The sequence below is a fragment of the Sphingobacteruim zhuxiongii genome (genome assembly GCF_009557615.1).
In the GTDB taxonomy this organism is placed as follows: domain Bacteria; phylum Bacteroidota; class Bacteroidia; order Sphingobacteriales; family Sphingobacteriaceae; genus Sphingobacterium; species Sphingobacterium zhuxiongii.
This window is the reverse complement of record NZ_CP045652.1, coordinates 3541171-3561780: the sequence shown is the minus strand read 5'-3', so window position 1 is coordinate 3561780 and position 20610 is coordinate 3541171. Positions and strand designations below refer to the sequence as shown.

Below are 20610 nucleotides of genomic sequence, written 5' to 3'. Positions count from 1 at the left end.
GCGATAGGCGGACAATGCACAAAGAATTTGTATGTTCCATATTATAAATACCTAACATTCCCCTCTTAAATCCGATTACACTTAGTTTCATCGGTTAAGCTACGAACGAAGTGCGAACGATACGCGGATAGTCTTCAAAGAACCCGTTCATCAGAGCTAGTGGCTGCTGATACAGCAAAATATTGAGCGATTCTATCATGTAGTTCTGTCTAAATATTAAGTTAAAATAACTAGCGCTGAATAATTTGTTAAAGTGATAAGAATAAATTGTTTACTTACGCATTACAGAGGGTAAACAATCCGTCCTTTATTTTTTAATTCGATTTCGAAATGAGTATCTTGATCGCTCATATATAAACCTTATGAAAAAATCAAAGCTTATTACCTTATTGCTTCTAAGCCCATTACTAAGCATGGCTCAAACAGAACCTGCTCCATTTGGGCCAACTCCTTCTGAACGTCAGTTACGCTGGCATGAGATGGAGATGTATACCTTAATACATTTTACACCGACGACATTTCAAAATAAAGAATGGGGTTATGGTGACGCTGACCCTAAAATATTTAATCCGACTAAATTTGACGCTAATCAAATCGCGGCTGCCGCTGCTGAAGGTGGATTTAAGGGATTAATATCCGTAGCAAAGCATCATGACGGTTTCTGTTTGTGGCCGACAGCAACAACCAAATATTCGGTTGCTAGCTCGCCGTGGAAAGACGGAAAAGGTGATATGGTGAATGAGTTCAAAAAAGCGGCTCATGCAAATGGTTTACATTTTGGTGTATACCTTTCTGCTTGGGATCGTAATGATACACGTTATGGTACTAAAGCCTACGCAGATGCCTATAGAGAGCAGTTGACCGAATTAATGAGCAACTATGGGGAACTATTTACTTCATGGCATGATGGTGCCAATGGTGGTGATGGTTACTATGGTGGTAAGAACGAAAAAAGAACGATTGATCGCTCAACCTATTATGAATGGACAGAGAAGACTTGGCCAATCGTAAGAAAATTGCAACCGATGGCTATGATATTTTCTGATATAGGTCCTGATATGCGTTGGGTAGGTAACGAGAAAGGGTTTGCGGCGGAGACTTCTTGGTCTACCATTACACCTCGAAGTATGGATGGCACAACGCCAGTACCAGGATTGGTTGATGATTCGAATTTAACAACAGGCGATCGTGACGGGAAATACTGGATTCCGGCAGAATGCGACGTTCCTCAGCGACCAGGATGGTTTTATCATGAAGATCAGAATGATCGCGTAAAGACACCTGATCAACTGTTCGAAATCTATATGAAATCCGTTGGACGCGGCGGGGGGATGAATCTAGGATTGGCACCTATGCCTGAGGGAATCTTGCACGATAACGACATCCTTTCCTTAAAAGCCTTTGGGCAAAAGCTCCAAGAAACTTTTAAAATAGATCTTGCCGCAGGGGCAATGGCGAAGGCGAGCAATGTCAGAGAAAATCACACGCAGTTTTCCACAGCAAATCTTTTTGACGGGGATCGCTATTCCTACTATGCTTCAGATGATAACGTATTGAATCCAAGTATCGAGATCTCGTTGCCAAGCGCAAAGACCTTCGATTTAATTCGATTACGTGAAAACATAAAATTAGGTCAACGCTTAGATAGTGTTCGTGTTTCAATATGGGAGAACAATACCTGGAAGCCGATTGCTCAAGCAACAAGTATTGGCGCAAATAGATTGATCAAACTTAGTAGCCCAGTTGAGGCACAGCGTCTGAAAGTTGAATTGTTTGCGCCAGTAGCACCGACCTTAAGTGAATTCGCTTTATTCAAAGAAGCGGTTTCAAATTTTAAGTTTGCATCAACAGATCGTAAACGCGTTGCTAAACAGGATTTGACGATTATTTCAGCCGATAAGCATGTCATTAATGCGATTGATAATAATTTAAAGTCAATCTGGGAAACAACAACCAGCAGGACAAAATTTATTGAAATACGCTTACGTAAAAATGAATCATTAACTGGAATGCAGTACACGCCAAGACAGGATAATAAAGTAAAGGGTATCCCAACGAAATACAAAGTGTATAGTAGTAAAGATGGTAAACAATGGCAGACGATTGCTACTGGTGAGTTTTCAAATATTAAGGTAAATGCTACGCCACAGTTAATCACTTTTGACGGTACAGTCGAATCACGATATATACGATTTGAGCCTTTGGAAGTGTTGAGTACGGATAAATCCTTTTCTGTTGCAGAATTTGAATTATTTGTAAAATAAAGTGAGGTATTTATTTCTATTTACGATTTGTGCCTGCGCCTCAATATTAAGCGCGCAGGAACTTAAATTACGATACGACAAACCTGCACAGCAGTGGGAGGAGACCTTGCCCTTAGGCAACGGCTTAATTGGTATGATGCCTGATGGCAAAGTAACTGACGAGCAACTCGTACTCAATGAAATTTCGCTTTGGTCGGGAAGCCCACAAGATGCAAATAACTATGATGCGCATCATAGCGTTTCTCGTATTCAGGAACTATTGTTCCTAGGACAGAACGATCTTGCGGAAGAACTCGTTAATAAAAATTTTGTTTGTACAGGAGCAGGGTCAGGTGGTGGAAAAGGAGCGATACAACCGTATGGTTGTTTTCAGAATTTCGGTTTCCTGAATTTTCTACATTTCGATATCGGGACCGTAACGAAGTATCAAAGAAGCCTAGACTTATCGTCCGCATCTGCAAGCACTAGTTTTACGGCAGGAGGGATTAATTACCAACGGGAGTATTTTACGTCATTTGATGAAAATGCAGGTATTGTTCACTTATCAGCGGATCAGAAAAAGTCGATTGGGTTTGCTTTACATTTTTATAGAGAAGAAAACATTAAGTCGTATAAAATTGAGGGCAATGAAATCACAATAGAAGGACGCCTGCCGGATGGTAAGGGGGGAGCGGGGATGCAGTTTGCTGCGAAGATTAAAGTGATCTCGAAAGGCGGTACGCTGATGAACTATGACAATCAGTTGGTTTTAAAAAAAGCAGATGAAGCGCTAGTTTTATTCGTTGCCACGACCGATTATTACGGACATGATCCCGTAGCTTATGTCACCGAAGAGATGAACAAGCTAAAGGGGAAAACTTATAATATGCTATTGAAAAAGCATCAACAAGCATATACACCTTTGTTTTCTCGCGTCGATTTAAAGTTGGGGAACGATCGTTCTCAAGGCTTAACATCAACCGATCAGCGCCTCGCAAATTTCTACAAGGATCCAGCAAGTGATCTAGATTTAGCAGCATTGTATTATCAATACGGTCGTTATTTAAGTTTGTCGAGTACGGCTCCTAAAGTGTCGAAAGCTTTACCTCCTAATCTGCAAGGATTATGGGCACATCAAATTCAAACCCCATGGAATGGCGATTACCACCTCAATATCAATGCTCAGATGAACCATTGGGGGGTAGAAGTAAGTAACCTGTCCGAATATCATAAACCTTTCATTAATTTAATTAAACGTATTGCAAAGGGAGGTGAGAAGACAGCAAAAGCCTATTACAATGCGCCGGGATGGGTCGTTTATATGCTCACCAACATTTGGGGATTTTCCGCTCCAGGAGAAAGCGCATCTTGGGGAGCGAGTACAGCTTCAGGATGGCTTTGTAATCATCTATGGGAGCATTATCAATTTACACAAGACAAAGAGTATCTCAAAGAAATTTATCCTATACTCAAAGGGGCTGCGGTTTTTTACCAAGCCACTTTAGTAAAGGATCCCAAGACGGGTTGGCTTGTGACTTCACCATCTGTTTCTCCTGAAAATGGATTTATTATGCCTAACGGCAAACGCGCTGCCGTCGTTATGGGACCAACAATCGATAATCAAATCGTTCGAGAACTTTATCTGGCAGTTATTTCGGCTAGTGAGTTGCTTAAAGAAGACAGCTTGTTTGCGGATGGTTTAAGAAAAGATTTAGAAAACGTTCCGCCAGCTGTACAAATTAGTCAATCAGGACGCGTCATGGAATGGCTGGAAGACTATAAAGAAACGGATCCTGAACATCGACATGTTTCCCATCTTTATGGTTTGTATCCTGCAAATTTTATCTCGCCAATCAGTACCCCAGAATGGGCGGAAGCTGCAAAAAAAACATTAGCGGTTCGAGGAGATGAGGGGACTGGCTGGTCTCGCGCTTGGAAGATATTATTTTGGGCAAGACTTCATGATGGCGATCATGCCCTAGAAATTTTGCGTCAGTTATTAAGACCAGCGTCTATAGGTGCGACCTCTTATTCGGGCTCTGGAGCAGGAACTTATCCTAATTTATTTTGCGCTCATCCACCGTTTCAAATTGACGGTAACTTTGGTGGTTCGGCAGGAATTGCCGAGATGTTATTGCAGAGCCACGATGGATATATACATTTACTACCTGCACTACCAAGTATCTGGAAGGATGGTGAAGTGAAGGGATTAAAAGCACGAGGGAATTATACTGTAGATATCCGTTGGAAAAACGGAAAAGTCGTTGACTATAAGATCTCCGGTTCCCAAGCTCAACGTGTGCATGTGTTTGTAAATGGTGTTAAGAAAGAAATACTAGTCAATAAATCGTAATATCTAGTGTTACAGCAATCTATGTCCTCTAAATTTCGTTGATGTACTCAATAAATTTAGAGGACATTTCTTTTAATTTAAGTTTTGCTTTTCTGTTTTTCCTGGTCTAGGAAGGTTAATTTTTCAATATTAATTGACAAAAGATGAAATCAATATTGAAAATATCAGGAGAGAAACTCCTGCTTGCTATCTTAGTTTCCCTAACTTATATTTTATGTTTCTCATGTAAAAGAACAGATTTGCAGGATGAGAAGAAGGATCTTCAATATCTTGTAGATTTAGATTTTTCGGGCTTTGATTATCGAAAAAGCACCTTAGATAATGCTGGTCCGGGCGATGGCTTTAGCAATCGGACAGGTGCTAGAACGACAACAGACGAGTATCCAGTGACTTTATTCTACTGGTCCTTTGATAAATCTTCCTTAGAAAGCGATGTTTATCCAATCACGCCCGGTTTGACCTATCTATTCAAATCCGGAGTTAAATATCAATTTGTCCCTGGATTTGAATCAGGTCTTCTTTTTGATAAATCGTTAGAGGCGACGTCACTTTCTTCTATTCAATTTAAACTGTCAACAAAAGGAATCAAAAGCTTTAGTAAGCTAAAGTTTGATCTTGGATTAAATGAGTTCAGTGGTTCCTCAATCCGTTTACATTATAGTTTTGGCTTCAAATTCGAGAAGTTTCCTTTGGGTTCGGAAGTCTCTTTTCCGATGTCGCAATTAAACTTAAAGAAAAACACGTTGGAAATTGACTTGAGTGAGATTAATTTTACCAATCAAGATTCTATAATCTTTATTGTGTATCCCAATTTAGGGTATCATGATAAAAATCCTAAGTATTCGGAGGAAAAATCTATCATTCGTTTCGATAATATCAAGGTAACTGGAATAAGGTTGGTTGGTAATGAGAAATTGAAAAACGACTTACATTATTATGTTTTTGATGCCGGCAGTAGTCGACTTCGAAGGAAAGGTCAATTTAATATTTTGAACCAACAGTCGGGTATTCGTTTGGAATTGCCCGTTGGAGAGTATCACATCGCGACCTTGTTTAACAACACGCTGAGTGAGCCGGCACTAATTGGAGATATAAAAGATAAAAGAGAATTCCTGTTGAAAGATAGCATGGGTGCTGAAGGGCGAATATTCTCATCTTTGGACACTTTAGAGGTTAGTCAAACTTTTAAAAAAGAAATTACGTTAAGTCGAGCATATAGTCAGATTCGGTTGGAGTTTACGGATGTCGTCAAACCATTTGAAGTACGTTATTTGCGGATTTATAAAGATCATCAATCTTCCTATTGGAATCCTTTTGCTGTGCTTATTTCAGAATCTACAGCGAAGGAAGAGCAGCCGTATATTATTCCATTTAATTTTGATAAACAAGATTATGTCGTTTTTAATGAATTCTTAGGGTTAATCAGTGCGGATAAAGAGTTGCGTTATCGAGTGGAAGTTTGGGGCGAAGAACGCTTGATCAGGACTTTTAAGGTAAAAGGAGTTTGTCGTAACAATATGCAACTTGCTTTTCGCGGAGATCTACTTTCCTCTGTGATGGGCTCCGGCGGCTTTTTGGTTAATATACGAGATAGATGGGACAAAGAGACTGTTGTTGATTTCGTTGAACCGATTTCAACGAATCTGGGTGAGTAAAATACTCACCCAGATTAAAGTTGTAGTTCAGTTTTATTGGTCAACCGTTTTTAGATATTTGTCAATATATGCCGCTCGCTTTCTTAAAAACACTTTCATGTCTTTTTTTGCATTAGGAAGATCATTACTTCCATTCTGCCAGACAGCAAAATCTAGCGACTTTGATTCTCTTATGCTTGCCGCTAGTTGTTCGACATAGCGTAATAGGTTTTCCATCTTGTTGTTTTTATAGTTTGTCCAAGTGGTTTTATAGATTTGAATGATTTCGGGGTCACGGAGAAATATCTTAAAGAACTTACTCCCAACTCTGGAATCCGATGTTCTGAGTAAATCGAGATCGACATAGTTAAAGTATAGTTTTTGCTCCCAATCTAATCCGAAAGCAGCATCGAAATCCCAAATGGGTCCCATAGTATATTTTCCACCTGATTTTTTGTGGATATATGTACTTTTTGGGTGATTAATTTCCAAATTTCCTACTAAGGTATTTAGGATAATGAAATTGACCAATTGTTGTTTGTCAAATAAGTTTCCATATCCGTTATTTGGAAATTTGCTATCAGTAAGTAGTTTCTCGAAATTCTCAAATTCTTGTTTGATGGAGTTGAATTGTGCGTCAGACTTGATATCTGGTGCTTTGATCATCATCGGTAATTGCAAGTTGGCCGATTTGAATTTGAATTCTTCATCGAAATAAGTGTCCATCTCTAAAAGTGTACCATCGTCACCAATCTTGACCCTTGTGGATTTAACTTCAATTTGCTGTGTTAACATATAGTTTCCGATATATTTTCCGTTCAAAGTAACATCGACAGGGACGATACTATTCGTAAAAGGCATCTCTAATTGTTGGCCAATTTTCATCGCTACAGCGTTGCACATTAAGGTGTAATCATTGTAGTTAGCTAATAAAACCCAGTCTTTCGCAGCAGGAAGACCGAATATACTTGCATTTTGGTCCAGTTTTAAACGGTAAGGCTTTTTCGGATAACCCCAAGTGCTATTGCCACGACCCTTAATTCTTGTTTTTGATTGCGCAAGATCCGGTTGAACGGCATTCCCATTGATTTGAACTGTGGCATTGATATAATCTTCTTTACTAAGAATAGGAGCGGCCTCTTCCGTTGTGATATAAACGTGTGGTATTTTCGCTGGAATGGTTTCATCCAGCTCTGCATTTTCTTCGATAAGAATTTCAGGTTCTGGCTCTGTCGGACTAGTGCAGGCACCCAGTGTACAGCATGCCATAACAATAGAACAAAGTTTTAATTTCAATTTCATAGGATGTTGATTTGACTCGCAAAATTATAGCAAGAAAAGCTATTCCAATCTTGTTCAATCTATCTTGTTTGTTCGTTTTAGGAATTGAGACATATATAAGTTTCTGTAGTGTGCTGATTATTAGCTTGTTGTTTTGCTTTCAGGATTACTGATTAATATCGGAATCTGTCCAAGTCTGAGATCCCTATCAGCGAAAATGAGATGCTAAATTTCTCTTTATTTTGATTGTCAATTGATTCTGAGAGAAATTTAATGAAGCGTTTTTAATTTGTTAATACGATAAAAGTAAACTTGCTATATGATATTTATCTTGGTTGTTTTTACACTCCAACTGTTGTTTTCCTGGGTATATCTGATGAAGCGATCGATGCGTGAGGAGCGAGGGAAATTAATTAATATATTAATCATTAGTAGCTATTCGGTTCTCGTTGGAAGTTTGATTACATCCAGTGTAAATAATTTAGTTTCAGTTTTTTATACAGGGACTCTAGCTGTCTGTATAATCAATCTGTCAGCGATCTTTGTGCGTAATATTTTTGTCGAACGTCGAAGCTCTGGATATCTAATTCTACTGGCGGTATTCCCATTTATATTGTTTGTGGTTTTTCTACTTCTGTATGCAGGGTATGAAGATCAGATTACCGATAGCATTGTACACTATTATTTGAAGTGGATGTTTTATCAGAGTCGGAATATATTGCTTGTTTTGGTCGTAACTTATGAAATTAGTTTACTTTATTCTAGGCGTAAAAAATTATCGTACTTCTTGGCATCCCTTGATGGGCAATTAGCCTTTCTATTCGTTATCTTGAAGCTTTTGCTCGTTTGTTTTATCATCGTTCGAGCGTTGTTGTACGGTTTCGATAAGATTGTTGAATGTCCAGCTTCTGAAGCCGCAGTTCTTTGTCTTATCGCTATTTATTATATGCTTTATTGTAAGAGTTTGCCCTTCGAATTGGCAAAATATAAGCGGAAGTTACTATCAAATGATCAGATTCAGGTTCGTCATGCTGACCAACGGATGTTTCGCGTTTGGAATAACTATCTAGCGACTGCGGATAAGCTGATGTTGGAATTCCAACTCTTCCGTTCAAAGAATTTTCAGCTTCGCGATCTCGCTGTAGTATTAGATTTGGAAGCGAAGGAGTTGTCGAGTATGCTAGAACGCGGATTGGGGTTAAGTTTCGATGCTTATGTAGATAAGCACAGGATTCGCTATTTTGTTGATCATTGCCAACATATTGATTGTACCGCTAAGGGAATCTTAAGTCTAGCTAACGAAGCCGGTTTCAGTAGTAAGTATAGATTCTATAGGGCATTCAAAAAGCAATACGGCGTTAATCCTAAAGAGTATCTACAACGAATGGATTTCAGTATGACATAAAAAAAGAGGCACTATGAAAGTGCCTCTTTTCAAAGATCAATTGACCTGTTATAATACTTTTTTTAATAGGCTACTCATACTTACGAAATCACCTATGATTTTCTCTAATTGATCTGCATTTACACGTTCTTGTTCCATGCTGTCTCTATGACGAATCGTCACGGTATTATCTTCCAACGATTGATGATCTACCGTAATACAGAATGGTGTACCAATCGCGTCTTGACGGCGGTATCTCTTTCCTATAGAGTCTTTTTCATCGTATTGAATATTGTAATCCAACTTCAACTTAGCCATAATTTCTCTTGCTTTCTCAGGCAAACCATCTTTCTTCGTGAGTGGAAAAACAGCAGCTTTTACAGGAGCAATTGCCGGATGGAATTTTAATACAACACGTGAGTCTTGCTTTTCTTCTGTTGATAAATCCTCTTGTACCAGACAATTCGCTAATACCGTTAAGAATAAACGGTCTAAACCAATTGATGTCTCGATAACGTAAGGGATATAACTTTGGTTAATCTCCGGATCAAAATATTGTAATTTCTTGCCCGAAAATTCTTGATGTTGTTTTAAGTCGAAATCGGTACGTGAGTGTATACCTTCTACTTCTTTGAAACCAAATGGAAACTGATATTCCACATCTACAGCAGCGTTTGCATAATGTGCAAGTTTCACGTGGTCGTGGAAGCGGTATTTTGCAGGATCAGCGCCTAATGCTAAGTGCCATTTCAAACGAGTTTCTTTCCATTTTTCGTACCAATCTAGTTCCGAACCCGGACGAACAAAGAATTGCATCTCCATTTGTTCAAACTCGCGCATACGCATGATGAATTGACGTGCAATAACTTCATTACGGAACGCTTTACCTATTTGGGCAATACCAAAAGGGATTTTCATACGTCCAGTTTTTTGAACATTTAAGAAGTTAACAAAAATACCTTGTGCAGTTTCTGGACGTAGATATACTTGTTCAGCACCGTCCGCCATTGCGCCCATTTGCGTAGCAAACATTAGGTTAAATTGACGTACGTCAGTCCAGTTTTTAGTCCCTGAGATAGGACATACAATGTTATGCTCTTCAATGATCGTTTTCAAACGAGCTAAGTCGTCTGCACTTAACGCGTCGTCAAGATCTTTTTGTAATTGAGCAGCTTTATCTGTTTTTCCGTCTTTTTCATAACGGTCAATCTTGTCTTCTATTAATTGGTCCGCACGATAGCGTTTTTTAGAGTCTTTATTATCGATCATAGGATCGTTAAACCCATCTACGTGTCCTGAAGCTTTCCATGTTGTTGGATGCATGAAAATCGCAGCATCAATTCCTACGATATTCTCATTCAATTGTACCATGGACTTCCACCAATAGGACTTCAGGTTGTTTTTTAATTCAGAACCTAACTGGCCGTAATCATATACAGCACTTAAACCGTCATATATCTCACTGGAAGGAAACACAAAACCATACTCCTTCGCATGCGAAATAATATTTTTAAAAAAATCTTCTGTTTGCTTGCTCATAGGAGGCAAATATAATGTATTCGTATGACTTATTCTGCCATCAAGTCACGAATTTGTTGGCTAGCATTCTTATTATCGACTTTTTTGATAATATGCTTAATAATGCCGCTTTTATCAATGATAAAGGTAGTTCTAGCGGTGCCCATGTATTTCTTGCCATACATGTTTTTCTCGACCCACACACCATAATCATTCACAATTTTTTGATCATCATCTGCCAGCAGTGTGAATGGTAACTCAAATTTCTTAATGAATTTTTGATGAGACTCTTCACTATCGATGCTAACGCCAATTACTTCGAAACCATCTTTCAATAGACTCTGGTAATTATCTCTGAAGTTACACGCCTCTGTGGTACAGCCTGGTGTATTGTCTTTGGGATAAAAGTATAGGATCACGTTCTTGCCTTTGTAATCAGCTAGTTTTATCAATTTGCCATGCTGGTCTTTTGCTTGTATTGCTGGGGCTTTGTCGCCAACTTCTAATTTTGCCATGGTAATTATCTTGTGAATGTTGCTTCGTAAATTTTCTCGTTATCTTTCCAGTCCTTTACAACTAGTTTAAATTTGTGTTGTCCTTTAGGTAGTGATGGTTCAAATCGATGCCAAACATGCCTGTTCTTAGAATCGTATTCCATCAGAACCCATTTGTCGTCAATATAGCCATTGAAGGATTGTATTCCAGAGAAATTGTCCGAGATAGTAAAATCTATTTTAGATTGTGCGCTGAGATTTTTTCCATTTGTTAGATTTCTAGGGGAAATGATTGGTGCAATGCTATCTACAGCAACATAGAATGATCCAAAGTTTCTAGTGTTAACACTAACCCATCCGTCTTCGAATTTTCCACCCTCAGCTCCATTTTGTACAGAAGCGATTAATGCTTTGCTCTCGAGATGTGGAGGAAGATTTGTAGGCTTTATGCTAAGCATGTAAGATGAAAAGAGCGGTATAAGATCAGATTGAATTTGGTGAACGTGTGAATAACCGTTGGCAATCTGCGCATTTTGTTTGTAAATAAAATCTAAATCGCCATACAGCGTTTCGGTTGGAATTTCAAGTTGTAAGTGATCTGCAGAAAACTTATTCTCTTTGTTAAATAGGAAGTGTTCACCCTTTATAGGGTTTGCTTTCGGTTGGTAACTAGGATTATTTTTTATCTGAAAATTTAGCTCAGAACAATTGCCCTTAACGTCCTTCACTACGTATTTGATATCATGAACTTCTTGATCCTTTAATTCAATGATGCCTTGGTTTTCAAGGTGTTTGAATATTTCAATTGGATTTCCAGGATCTTTAAAGCTTTTTTGCACCTTAACCTTAGTTTTTTTCCAATGTGGGTAATCAATATAAGAATGAATGCCACGAGAGGTGTTAAAATCTAACTCTTCGAAGACTGTAGTAGATATCGGATGACCATCTAAAAATAAATCAATCGAGTATACTCCGTTTTGGAAGCCACCTGCTCGATGTCTATCAATACTATTGATGCCGAGTCCAAACTTTCCGTTTACAGAAATAGGAGCAGCGGAGGCTAACGTATAGCGTCCAGAGCCTAATGCTTTGATGTTTTGATAGCGTCTACCGGTGAATTCGTTAAAAATAGGGTCGTTCAGATCGTAAACCATCACACCGTTAATAGTTGGAGCAAAGGAATCTGCAAACTGTAATCCGAATAGTTGCGGGTTTAACGGTCTTTGGGTTTTTGTATCTCTAATTTCGAAATGTAAATGCGGCCCTGCGGATCCTCCGGTGTTACCTGCATTTCCAATGAATTGCCCTTTGGTCAATTTTACCTGTCCCTCTTTCAACTCTAAATCTACATCGAAACGCTGCTGTTTATATTGTTCGGCACGAATAATATTCGTTAAGGCATCATTAAATCCATCCATATGGAGGTAAACAGAAGTAAATCCATTGGGATGAGCGATGTAAACTGAATTTCCACCACCTCCAATTTGCACTCTTACTCTTGAAACGTATCCGGCAGCAGCAGCATGTAGGGGAAGTCCGATTTTCTGTTGTGTTCTATAATCATCTCCAGCATGAAAATGAGTCGAACGTAATTCTCCAAAGGTACCCGATGCATCTTGCGCAATGTTTAAGGGATTTCGAAAATATCCTTGAGGGTAATCACGAGATGTATAGATATTCTTATTTTGCGCTTGGGTAGAAAATCCAAAAGTCGAAACCAGTAGTAGTGCAATTAACGTTTTTCTCATATTATTTTATTTGGCATACAAACATGGATTTACCCTCCAAAAATCCTTCCAGTTTGTCGCCGATTTGTACAGGACCTACACCAGCAGGTGTTCCTGTATAAATTAAATCACCTTTGCGTATAGTAATATATTGTGATATAAAGCATATGAGGCTATCATAATCAAAGATCATATCTTTCGTGTTTCCGGCTTGAACTGTTTCACCGTTTTTTGTTAATGAGAAAGATAGTTCTTGAATATTTGTGAAGTCTTCTTTTGGTATCAAGTTACTAATCACTGCTGAGTGATCGAATGCTTTTGCAAGTTCCCACGGGAGCCCCTTCGCTTTATGTTCTGCTTGTATGTCTCTAGCTGTAAAGTCGATTCCTAATCCAATCGCATCATAATATTTGTGTGCAAACTTTTTAGATACATGTTTACCTTCATTGCAAACGCGTAATACAACTTCGACTTCGTAATGAACATCCTTGGAAAACTCAGGAAAGTAAAAATCCTTGTTGTCTTTTAAGACAGCAGTATCTGGCTTCAGAAAAATAACTGGTTTTTCAGGAACTGGATTGTTTAATTCTTTTGCGTGATCTATGTAGTTTCGGCCTACCGCTATTATTTTCATGAATTATATGATTGAAGTATTACTAGGAACGCTATTTCCTATTGCTTGAACAAACTTAGGAAAACTAGCAGGGAATAACAAGATTTCTATGATTCCTGCTTAGCAGAGAAGGTAATTTGGAGAAATCAAAATACAGGGGATAGAATGGCTTTGTTAAGTCAGGCGTAATTAACATTTTGTTAATCTAACAATGAGTAACTTTGTCCTATGAATAATTTTAAAGCGGTACTATTTGATCTTGACGGTACCTTGATAGACTCCGAACACTTTTATTTTAGTAATTGGGCACCGATTTTATCGGAAGCTTATGGATTGCAAATCTCCTTCGAGGATTGGATTTCCAACTTCGCCGGACATACGTTGGCGCATAATGTTGCTATGCTTAATAAGGACTTTAATTTAAAGGTTGACGAGAAAGAAATGTGGACGGCAACTCGCGCAAGTTACGCAAATGCTGATATGCGCAGCATTCGATTGATGCCTCATGCACAAGAGCTCTTGGAAGTCGTTAAGGCAAAAGGCTTGACGACAGCATTAGTTACTTCAAGTTATAAGACAACAGTAGACATTGTTCTCGGGGAACATAAACTACTAGATTATTTCTCTTTCTTTATCACTCGAGAGTCTGTTGATCAACCAAAGCCTAATCCAGAACCTTATTTGTTGGCCACTAAGAAGCTCGCTTTGCCATCGGAACATATCATGGTAGTGGAAGATACCAGTACAGGCTGTACGGCAGCTAAAGAAGCCGGATTGTTTTGTGTGGGTGTTTCTAAGCAAGAAGTTGAACGCGAACGCTTGTCTCACGCGGATAGACTTGCTTCTACATTAAAAGAGGTAGAAAGTTTATTTTTCTAATCGATTTAGCATTCCTATTTCTCGGTTTTATTCGTACATTTAAATCTATTGATTATAAACTTATGAATAGACGAACCGCGATTAAGCAGCTTTTTGTCGTCGCAGGGGGGGTGATGATTGCAACCTCCTGTGATTTTACAAGTCAGTCGACGACTATTGCACTTAATCATATTAAACTGAAGAAATCTGATGAAGATTTTCTAGCCGAATTAACCGAAACCCTTATTCCGAAAACTGATACCCCTGGCGCAAAAGAACTGAATCTACATCTTTTCGTGATGAAAATGTTAGATGATTGCGCTAGCCCTGAAGATCAAAAGGCCTTTTTGGCTGGTTTGAAAGCAGCGGAAGCGGTAAAAGGTAAGGGTGCAACAGACATTCAAGCTTATCTAAAAGGACTTCCTGCAGAAGATGTATTCTTTCAAACGTTAAAGCGACGTACAATTCAAGGCTATTTGAATTCAGAGTACGTGATGAAGAATAAATTAATCTATGAATTGGTCCCTGGTCGGTATAATGGTGCGATGAAAGTTAAGGTATAAAGTATGGCAAATCTAAATATTGATTCTTCGAAAGTGCGTAGCTACGATGCTATTGTTATTGGCTCCGGTATTGCTGGTGGCTGGTCTGCAAAAGAGTTATGTGAAAAGGGGTTAAAAACTCTAGTGTTAGAACGTGGTAGAGATGTTCAACATGTTAAAGATTATCCGACCACGAATATGTATCCATGGCAATTCGAACATAGGAATGAAATTCCGTTCGATGTCAAACAAGAAAATCCAGTAGTAAGTAGATGCTATGCCTTTCGTGAAGATGCGCAGCACTTCTTTGTGAAAGATACAGAGCATCCCTATGTTCAAGAAAAACCATTCGATTGGATTCGCGGCTACCAAGTAGGGGGTAAGTCTTTATTATGGGCTAGACAGACCCAGCGTTGGTCTGACTTTGACTTTGATGGCCCTGCCAGAGATGGCTTCGCCGTAGACTGGCCGATTCGATACGGCGACTTGAAGCCTTGGTATGATCATGTAGAGCGATTTGCTGGTATATCTGGCAATAAGGATGGTTTACCAGAACTTCCCGACGGCGAATTTTTACCAGGTTTTCCATTGAATATCGTCGAGAAATATTTCAAAGAACAAGTCGAGACTAAATATCCTGGTCGTAAGGTCATTTCCGCGCGATGTGCTCATCTGTCGAAACCAAACCAAATTCATATTGATCAAGGTAGGGTACAATGTCAAAATCGATTATTATGTCAGCGAGGATGCCCCTTCGGTGGTTATTTTAGTTCAAATGCTTCGACGTTGCCTTGGGCAGCGAAGACAGGGAATCTGACAGTAAGGCCGGATTCTGTTGTTCATTCCATCCTCTATGATGATGAAAAGGGTAAAGCCATCGGCGTGAAGGTAATTGATCGAAACACAAAAGAAGAGATTGACTTTTATGGCAAGCTTATTTTTGTAAATGCAGCAGCACTAAATAGCAACTTGATTTTGTTAAATTCAAAATCAAAACGCTTTCCAAACGGACTGGGCAATGATAGTGAGACTTTAGGTAAGTATGTTGCATTCCACAATTACAGTGCTAGAATATCTGCGGAATACGAGGGGCTTTTAGATTATAAAGTAGATGGAAAGAACCCAGCAGGAGGTGGTTATATTCCGCGATTCAGAAATCTCCACAAGCAGGAGACCGATTTCTTAAGAGGATATGCAGCGGGTTTTGGAGCTTATCGCTCTTCCGGATCAGATCAGTCTGGAATGGGAGAGGATTTGAAGAATTCTTTACTAAACCCTAAACTCGGTAACTGGGGAGTAGGCTCCCATATGATGGGAGAGACGATTCCAAAGGAATCAAATTATGTTGCCTTGGACGAGACAATGAAAGATGACTGGGGTATCCCTCAATTAAAAATATCCGTTGATTACGATGATAATGATGCCAAGATGAAGAAGGATTATCTCGATACCATGGAAGAGATGTTTACGGCAGCTGGATTTATTAATATAAAACGCAACGAATCGTCACAAGCGCCAGGACTTGATATTCACGAGATGGGAGGAGTGCGTATGGGACTGGATCCAAAGACCTCTATGTTGAATAAGTGGAATCAGGTGCACAGCTGTCCTAACGTGTTTGTCACTGATGGATCATGCATGACTTCAACTTCGACTCAGAATCCTTCGCTAACTTATATGGCATTTTCTGCAAGAGCAGTGGACTATGCTGTCAACGAATTGAAAAAAGGAAATATCTAAGCATATTTAAAATATCTTGAAAGCGAGTTTTTCTTCTTGAAAAGCTCGCTTTTTTACTGCCTCGATAGAGACCATTTTGATATTGGAGCTGATTAAGTTGCCACATATTTACTGAGAATAATAAGCTTAAAAACAGAAAAGGCACCGATTGGTGCCTTTATATATTTTCATTCTTTTATCGAAAAGCTACTGCTTTATAGCGATTAGATTTCTACTGTTGCGTCCATAGCGAAATCTTCATTCTTTAAATGAACAATTTCCATTGACTTCTCGTAGTTTGTAGATTTCTTTGAGAAGAAGTCATGTTGTGTTGTTTCTGTATTCAACCCGTTTAAAACAATTGGATTTACTTGTTTAACTTCAAAGATTGGATCGAAGCCAAGGTTCATTAGCGCTTTGTTACCGTTATAACGAACATATTCTTTAACTTCTGCTGTTAAACCAACTACTGTGTAAAGTTCCTCTGTATATTTGATTTCGTTCTCATATAGCTCGTTTAACAAATTTAAGAAGCGTTGTTTTACTTCCTCTTTGTTTGGAAGCTTTGCAAAAACTTCTTGTGCTATTAAACCTACAAATACACCGTGGATAGATTCATCAGCAACGATCTTTTTGATAATATCCGCCGATGCAACCATTTGCCCCTGTCCACACAACCATAACGGAAGGAAGAAGCCAGAATAGAATAAGAAAGATTCTAATAATACAGATGCGGCCATCGCCATAAATAATTCTTCATTCGACACTTTTTCTTTGTCGATTCCGCGGTAGTATTTGTCTATCGTTGCGGCTTTATATTGAAGAAATTTATTTTGAGATACCCAGCCGAAAACATCATTAATCTCATTCGTTGTTGATACCGTTGTGAATATGGTAGAATATGACTTAGCATGTATTGCTTCCATCATACACATATAGGATAATACCGCTTTGTTTTGCAGAGAATCGATATGATCGATAATTTTAGGCATCCCTGTATGCGATTGTAAAGTATCCAATAAGGTTAATCCACCCAATGCTTTTTTATAGCATTCTTTCATATCCCAGCTTAAGCCCTTCCAACTATCAATATCTTTTGAAGGAATATATTCTGTATCAATCCAGAATTGTTTAATATTTTGCTCCCAGAACATCAACGCATAATCATTGTCAGGCGTGTTCCAGTTTACAGCGGTAAATTGTTTGCTCATTATATTCAGTATCGTGGTGAAAGAGGCTGAATCGATGTAAAAGGTATTACATGCAATTCAGCCCTTTGTTAAATTTCTTATGTGTTTTTGACCTCAGTCTATGCCGAACAAGAGATACACTCTTCAATCGTCGATTTACGAGTTCTCGTGTAGTACAAGGACTTTAAACCTAGTTTGTGGGCATAGATATAATACTTCGCTAAGTCGCGAGTCGAATCTTTTGAATTGGTGTGAAGTATCGTTGATACGCCTTGGTCAATATGACGTTGAATAACCGAAATTAACTTCAACACTTTCATTTGATCCATATCATAAGCTGACTTGAAGTAGAAGTAATTATCATTTGTTAAATATGGCATAGGGTAGTAGGTCGTACTATCTCCATATTCTCTTACTTCAATGATATCTACGATTGGCATTACTGAAGCTGTAGCATTCATAATGTAAGATGTAGATTGATTTGGAGCAATTGCTAAACGATAAGCATGGTAAACGCCATGTTCTTTTACTTGTGCTTTTAAGTTATCCCAGTCTTCAATAGTTGGGATATGTACACCTGCGAACAATTCTTTAACCTTTTCGGTTTTAGGCATATAATCGCGGCTTAAGTATTTATCGAAGTATGTTCCATCAGCATATGCAGATTTCTCAAATCCTACGAACGTTCTTCCGCGTTCTTTAGCAATTTCCATAGAAGCCTCAATCGAATAATAATTCATTGTCATAAAGAATGTATTCGCAAAGTCTAAAGCCTCATTAGATTCATACATGATAAAGCTCTTAGCAAGGTATCCGTGTAGGTTCATGGCGCCTAATCCCACAGAGTGTAGTTCTCTATTTGCTTTAGCGATTGAAGGAACCATTTCGATATCTGTAACGTCAGTTACAACTGTCAATGCACGCATTGCTGTTTTAACTGTTTCTTTGATACGTTTGTTGTCCATCACGGTAGCAACGTTCAATGAACCTAAATTACAAGAGATACCATAGCGAATTGTATCTTCCTTTCCATAGATGTTAATATCTGATACTTCAGATACTTGCATAATCTCCGTACATAGGTTCGAGAATTTAACTTTTCCGATTCCATTCAATGCATGCTCTCGGTTGGTGTTCTCTTTGAAAAAGATATATGGGTATCCGGACTCTTTTTGTGTTTGAGCAATCTTAACTAATAAGTGACGCGCATTGATTTTTTTCTTCTTGACGTTTGGATTCGTGATCAATTCATCATACATCTCATCCATATCCAACTCATCTAAGTATTTTCCATACTCTTGCATCACGGTATGTGGATAAATCAAATAGCAAGGTTCATCTTTTTCAGCTAATTCCATGAACTTGTCAGGAACGATTATACCGATAGAAAGAGATTTAATACGCACTTTCTCATCTACGTTGATCTTCTTACAATCTAAGAATTCCTCAATATCAGAGTGGAAAATGTTTAAATATACAGCACCTGCACCAGGACGTTGTCCTAATTGGTTTGCATACGAGAACGTATCTTCCATGATTTTCATAATTGGCAATACACCGCCTGCACGTCCTTCAACGCCCTTAATCGCTTCGCCACGAGCACGAATTTTAGAGATGTTAAAGGATACACCACCACCGATAGATGAAAGTTTCATCGCTGAATCAACTGCATAACCGATACCGTTCAAATTATCGCCTATCTCATCTAAGAAACAAGATACAAGCTCACCTGATCGTTTTTTTCCAGCGTTCAAGAATGTCGGGGTAGCGGGTTGATATTCTTGATTGATCATGATTTCGGCATATTCAATAGCTTTCTTTACTCCCTCTTCTCTAGCCAAGAATAAAGAGACAGCGACTACACGGTCCTCATAGCGCTCTAAGAACTTCTCGCCAGAGTCATCGCGCAAGGCATAACTTTGGAAGAATTTGAAGGCTGCCATGAAGGATTCGAAACGAAATTTCTTAGCGAATACATAGTTGTAAACCTCTTCCATTTGCTCAAACGTAAACCATTGGTAGAAATCAATGTAATAATTGTTCTCTATCAAATAATCTATTTTCTCCTTCAATGTGTAAAAGAATACAGTATTCTTATTTACATATTCAAGGAAATAGGCGCGTACAGCCTCTTTGTCTTTGTGAAGGCTGAACTCGTCATCATGTTTGATCATGATTTCGTTGTTAAGCAATATCCAATTTTTCGCTACCTCGTTTGCTATCATAGTGCTGGTTTTTGATGATGTCAATAAATTGATTAATATCTTCCAATGTGCCTGAAAGTTCGAATTTCATAGCCAAAGGAATGGCGTAATGGTCAGAAATTTTTTCTGCTGCAATAGCATAATTTCTTCCCCAGTTGCGGTTTCCACTTGCTGTAACCGAGTATAATATTTCGGCAAATTTATTTGCAAAGCTTTCGGTTTTATCCGGGACCTTACCAAAATTAGTGGTATAAGTTACGAGATGCCCAGGCTCTGTAATTATAGTATCCTCTTGAATACGAACCGCTGTCCATCCTGTAATCTGGATGACTTTGTTGATAAAGCGCTCCACATTACCTGTTCGTGAGTCATAATATAGATAAATCATAGGTATAGGCTAAATGATTTAATATTACAATGCGATTTGGTCCAATTCGGCAGGGTTGAATCCAATAATACGATTTTTAATCTCGTCGTTCTCCAAAACGATAACGGTAGGAACTGTGCGAACTTTAAACCTAACAGCTAATTCTGGCTCATCGAATGGATTAATAGTTTCGTAGGCAATACCTTTGTTGTCTAAGTATGCCGATACCTGTGCGCATGGTGCACAGTCATTTTTTTCGAATTTAATGATTCTTGCCATGTTATATTAAGTTAGAAATTCCTAGCTCGGTTGAGGAGATTGGAACTTTGGTAAATGAAAAAACGTTTTGATTTGAGAGGTCACATTCTCAACAAGAACAAATATCCCATTAAAATCTTCAGAACGTAGATGATACTTTTCCACATTATCCACAACTATCTGCTTAAAACACGCTTGGCAACGCCTAGGTATTAGCAAGGTGTT

The 20610-nt window shown here is 38.6% G+C and carries 16 protein-coding genes; 7 read left to right on the top strand and 9 right to left on the bottom strand.

The annotated features are described in order from the left end of the window. Positions 1 to 362: 362 nt before the first annotated feature. From GFH32_RS15020 to GFH32_RS15010, 3 genes are all read left to right on the top strand, one after another. On the top strand, positions 363 to 2264 hold the full coding sequence (locus GFH32_RS15020) for an alpha-L-fucosidase (RefSeq protein ID WP_153512372.1): 1902 nt from the start codon (positions 363 to 365) through the stop codon (positions 2262 to 2264). A gap of 1 nt (position 2265) precedes the next feature. After that, positions 2266 to 4596, top strand: a complete 2331-nt coding sequence (locus GFH32_RS15015; protein ID WP_153512371.1) for a glycoside hydrolase family 95 protein — start codon at positions 2266 to 2268, stop codon at positions 4594 to 4596. 143 nt (positions 4597 to 4739) lie between these two features. Then, the gene (locus GFH32_RS15010; RefSeq protein WP_153512370.1) at positions 4740 to 6251 is read left to right on the top strand and encodes a hypothetical protein; all 1512 of its coding nucleotides are present in this window, start codon (positions 4740 to 4742) and stop codon (positions 6249 to 6251) included. Between the two features lie 33 nt (positions 6252 to 6284). Here GFH32_RS15010 and GFH32_RS15005 read toward each other — a convergent pair whose 3' ends face one another. Further along, positions 6285 to 7532 carry a CotH kinase family protein gene (locus GFH32_RS15005; protein ID WP_153512369.1) on the bottom strand — a complete coding sequence of 416 codons (1248 nt, stop codon included), beginning with the start codon at positions 7530 to 7532 and terminating at the stop codon, positions 6285 to 6287. A gap of 298 nt (positions 7533 to 7830) precedes the next feature. On the opposite strand from GFH32_RS15005, the gene GFH32_RS15000 reads away from it, so the two are divergent. Next, a complete protein-coding gene (locus GFH32_RS15000) occupies positions 7831 to 8916 on the top strand; it encodes an AraC family transcriptional regulator (RefSeq protein WP_153512368.1) in 1086 nt (361 codons plus the stop codon). Positions 8917 to 8964: 48 nt separating this feature from the next. On the opposite strand, the gene GFH32_RS14995 is transcribed toward GFH32_RS15000, so the two are convergent. From GFH32_RS14995 to GFH32_RS14980, 4 genes are read right to left on the bottom strand one after another with little or no spacing between them, the layout of a single operon-like run. After that, positions 8965 to 10434 carry a glycine--tRNA ligase gene (locus GFH32_RS14995; protein WP_153512367.1) on the bottom strand — a complete coding sequence of 490 codons (1470 nt, stop codon included), beginning with the start codon at positions 10432 to 10434 and terminating at the stop codon, positions 8965 to 8967. A gap of 29 nt (positions 10435 to 10463) precedes the next feature. After that, the gene (gene bcp, locus GFH32_RS14990) at positions 10464 to 10928 is read right to left on the bottom strand and encodes a thioredoxin-dependent thiol peroxidase (RefSeq protein ID WP_153512366.1); all 465 of its coding nucleotides are present in this window, start codon (positions 10926 to 10928) and stop codon (positions 10464 to 10466) included. A 5-nt stretch (positions 10929 to 10933) separates the two neighbouring features. Beyond that, on the bottom strand, positions 10934 to 12655 hold the full coding sequence (locus GFH32_RS14985; protein ID WP_153512365.1) for a M23 family metallopeptidase: 1722 nt from the start codon (positions 12653 to 12655) through the stop codon (positions 10934 to 10936). A 1-nt stretch (position 12656) separates the two neighbouring features. Then, positions 12657 to 13268 carry a fumarylacetoacetate hydrolase family protein gene (locus tag GFH32_RS14980; protein ID WP_153512364.1) on the bottom strand — a complete coding sequence of 204 codons (612 nt, stop codon included), beginning with the start codon at positions 13266 to 13268 and terminating at the stop codon, positions 12657 to 12659. Between the two features lie 207 nt (positions 13269 to 13475). On the opposite strand from GFH32_RS14980, the gene GFH32_RS14975 reads away from it, so the two are divergent. The 3 genes from GFH32_RS14975 to GFH32_RS14965 all read left to right on the top strand — a co-directional run bounded on the left by GFH32_RS14975 (position 13476) and on the right by GFH32_RS14965 (position 16387). Next, complete coding sequence (locus GFH32_RS14975; RefSeq protein ID WP_153512363.1) at positions 13476 to 14126, top strand: HAD family hydrolase; 651 nt, start codon at positions 13476 to 13478, stop codon at positions 14124 to 14126. Between the two features lie 62 nt (positions 14127 to 14188). Further along, positions 14189 to 14668 (top strand): gluconate 2-dehydrogenase subunit 3 family protein, encoded by a 480-nt coding sequence (locus GFH32_RS14970; RefSeq protein WP_153512362.1) that lies wholly within the window; start codon positions 14189 to 14191, stop codon positions 14666 to 14668. 3 nt (positions 14669 to 14671) lie between these two features. Next, positions 14672 to 16387: a GMC oxidoreductase gene (locus tag GFH32_RS14965; RefSeq protein ID WP_153512361.1), complete on the top strand. Its 1716-nt coding sequence runs from the start codon at positions 14672 to 14674 to the stop codon at positions 16385 to 16387. A gap of 203 nt (positions 16388 to 16590) precedes the next feature. On the opposite strand, the gene nrdF is transcribed toward GFH32_RS14965, so the two are convergent. The 4 genes from nrdF to GFH32_RS14945 form a co-directional block, all read right to left on the bottom strand. Then, entirely contained in the window at positions 16591 to 17577 is a 987-nt protein-coding gene (gene nrdF / locus GFH32_RS14960) for a class 1b ribonucleoside-diphosphate reductase subunit beta (RefSeq protein ID WP_153512360.1), read from the bottom strand. A gap of 98 nt (positions 17578 to 17675) precedes the next feature. Then, entirely contained in the window at positions 17676 to 19781 is a 2106-nt protein-coding gene (gene nrdE / locus GFH32_RS14955; protein WP_153512359.1) for a class 1b ribonucleoside-diphosphate reductase subunit alpha, read from the bottom strand. Next, on the bottom strand, positions 19741 to 20148 hold the full coding sequence (gene nrdI, locus GFH32_RS14950; RefSeq protein ID WP_153512358.1) for a class Ib ribonucleoside-diphosphate reductase assembly flavoprotein NrdI: 408 nt from the start codon (positions 20146 to 20148) through the stop codon (positions 19741 to 19743). The genes nrdE and nrdI overlap by 41 nt, the downstream gene beginning before the upstream one ends. A 24-nt stretch (positions 20149 to 20172) precedes the next feature. Continuing rightward, on the bottom strand, positions 20173 to 20406 hold the full coding sequence (locus GFH32_RS14945) for a glutaredoxin family protein (RefSeq protein WP_153512357.1): 234 nt from the start codon (positions 20404 to 20406) through the stop codon (positions 20173 to 20175). Positions 20407 to 20610: the final 204 nt, after the last annotated feature.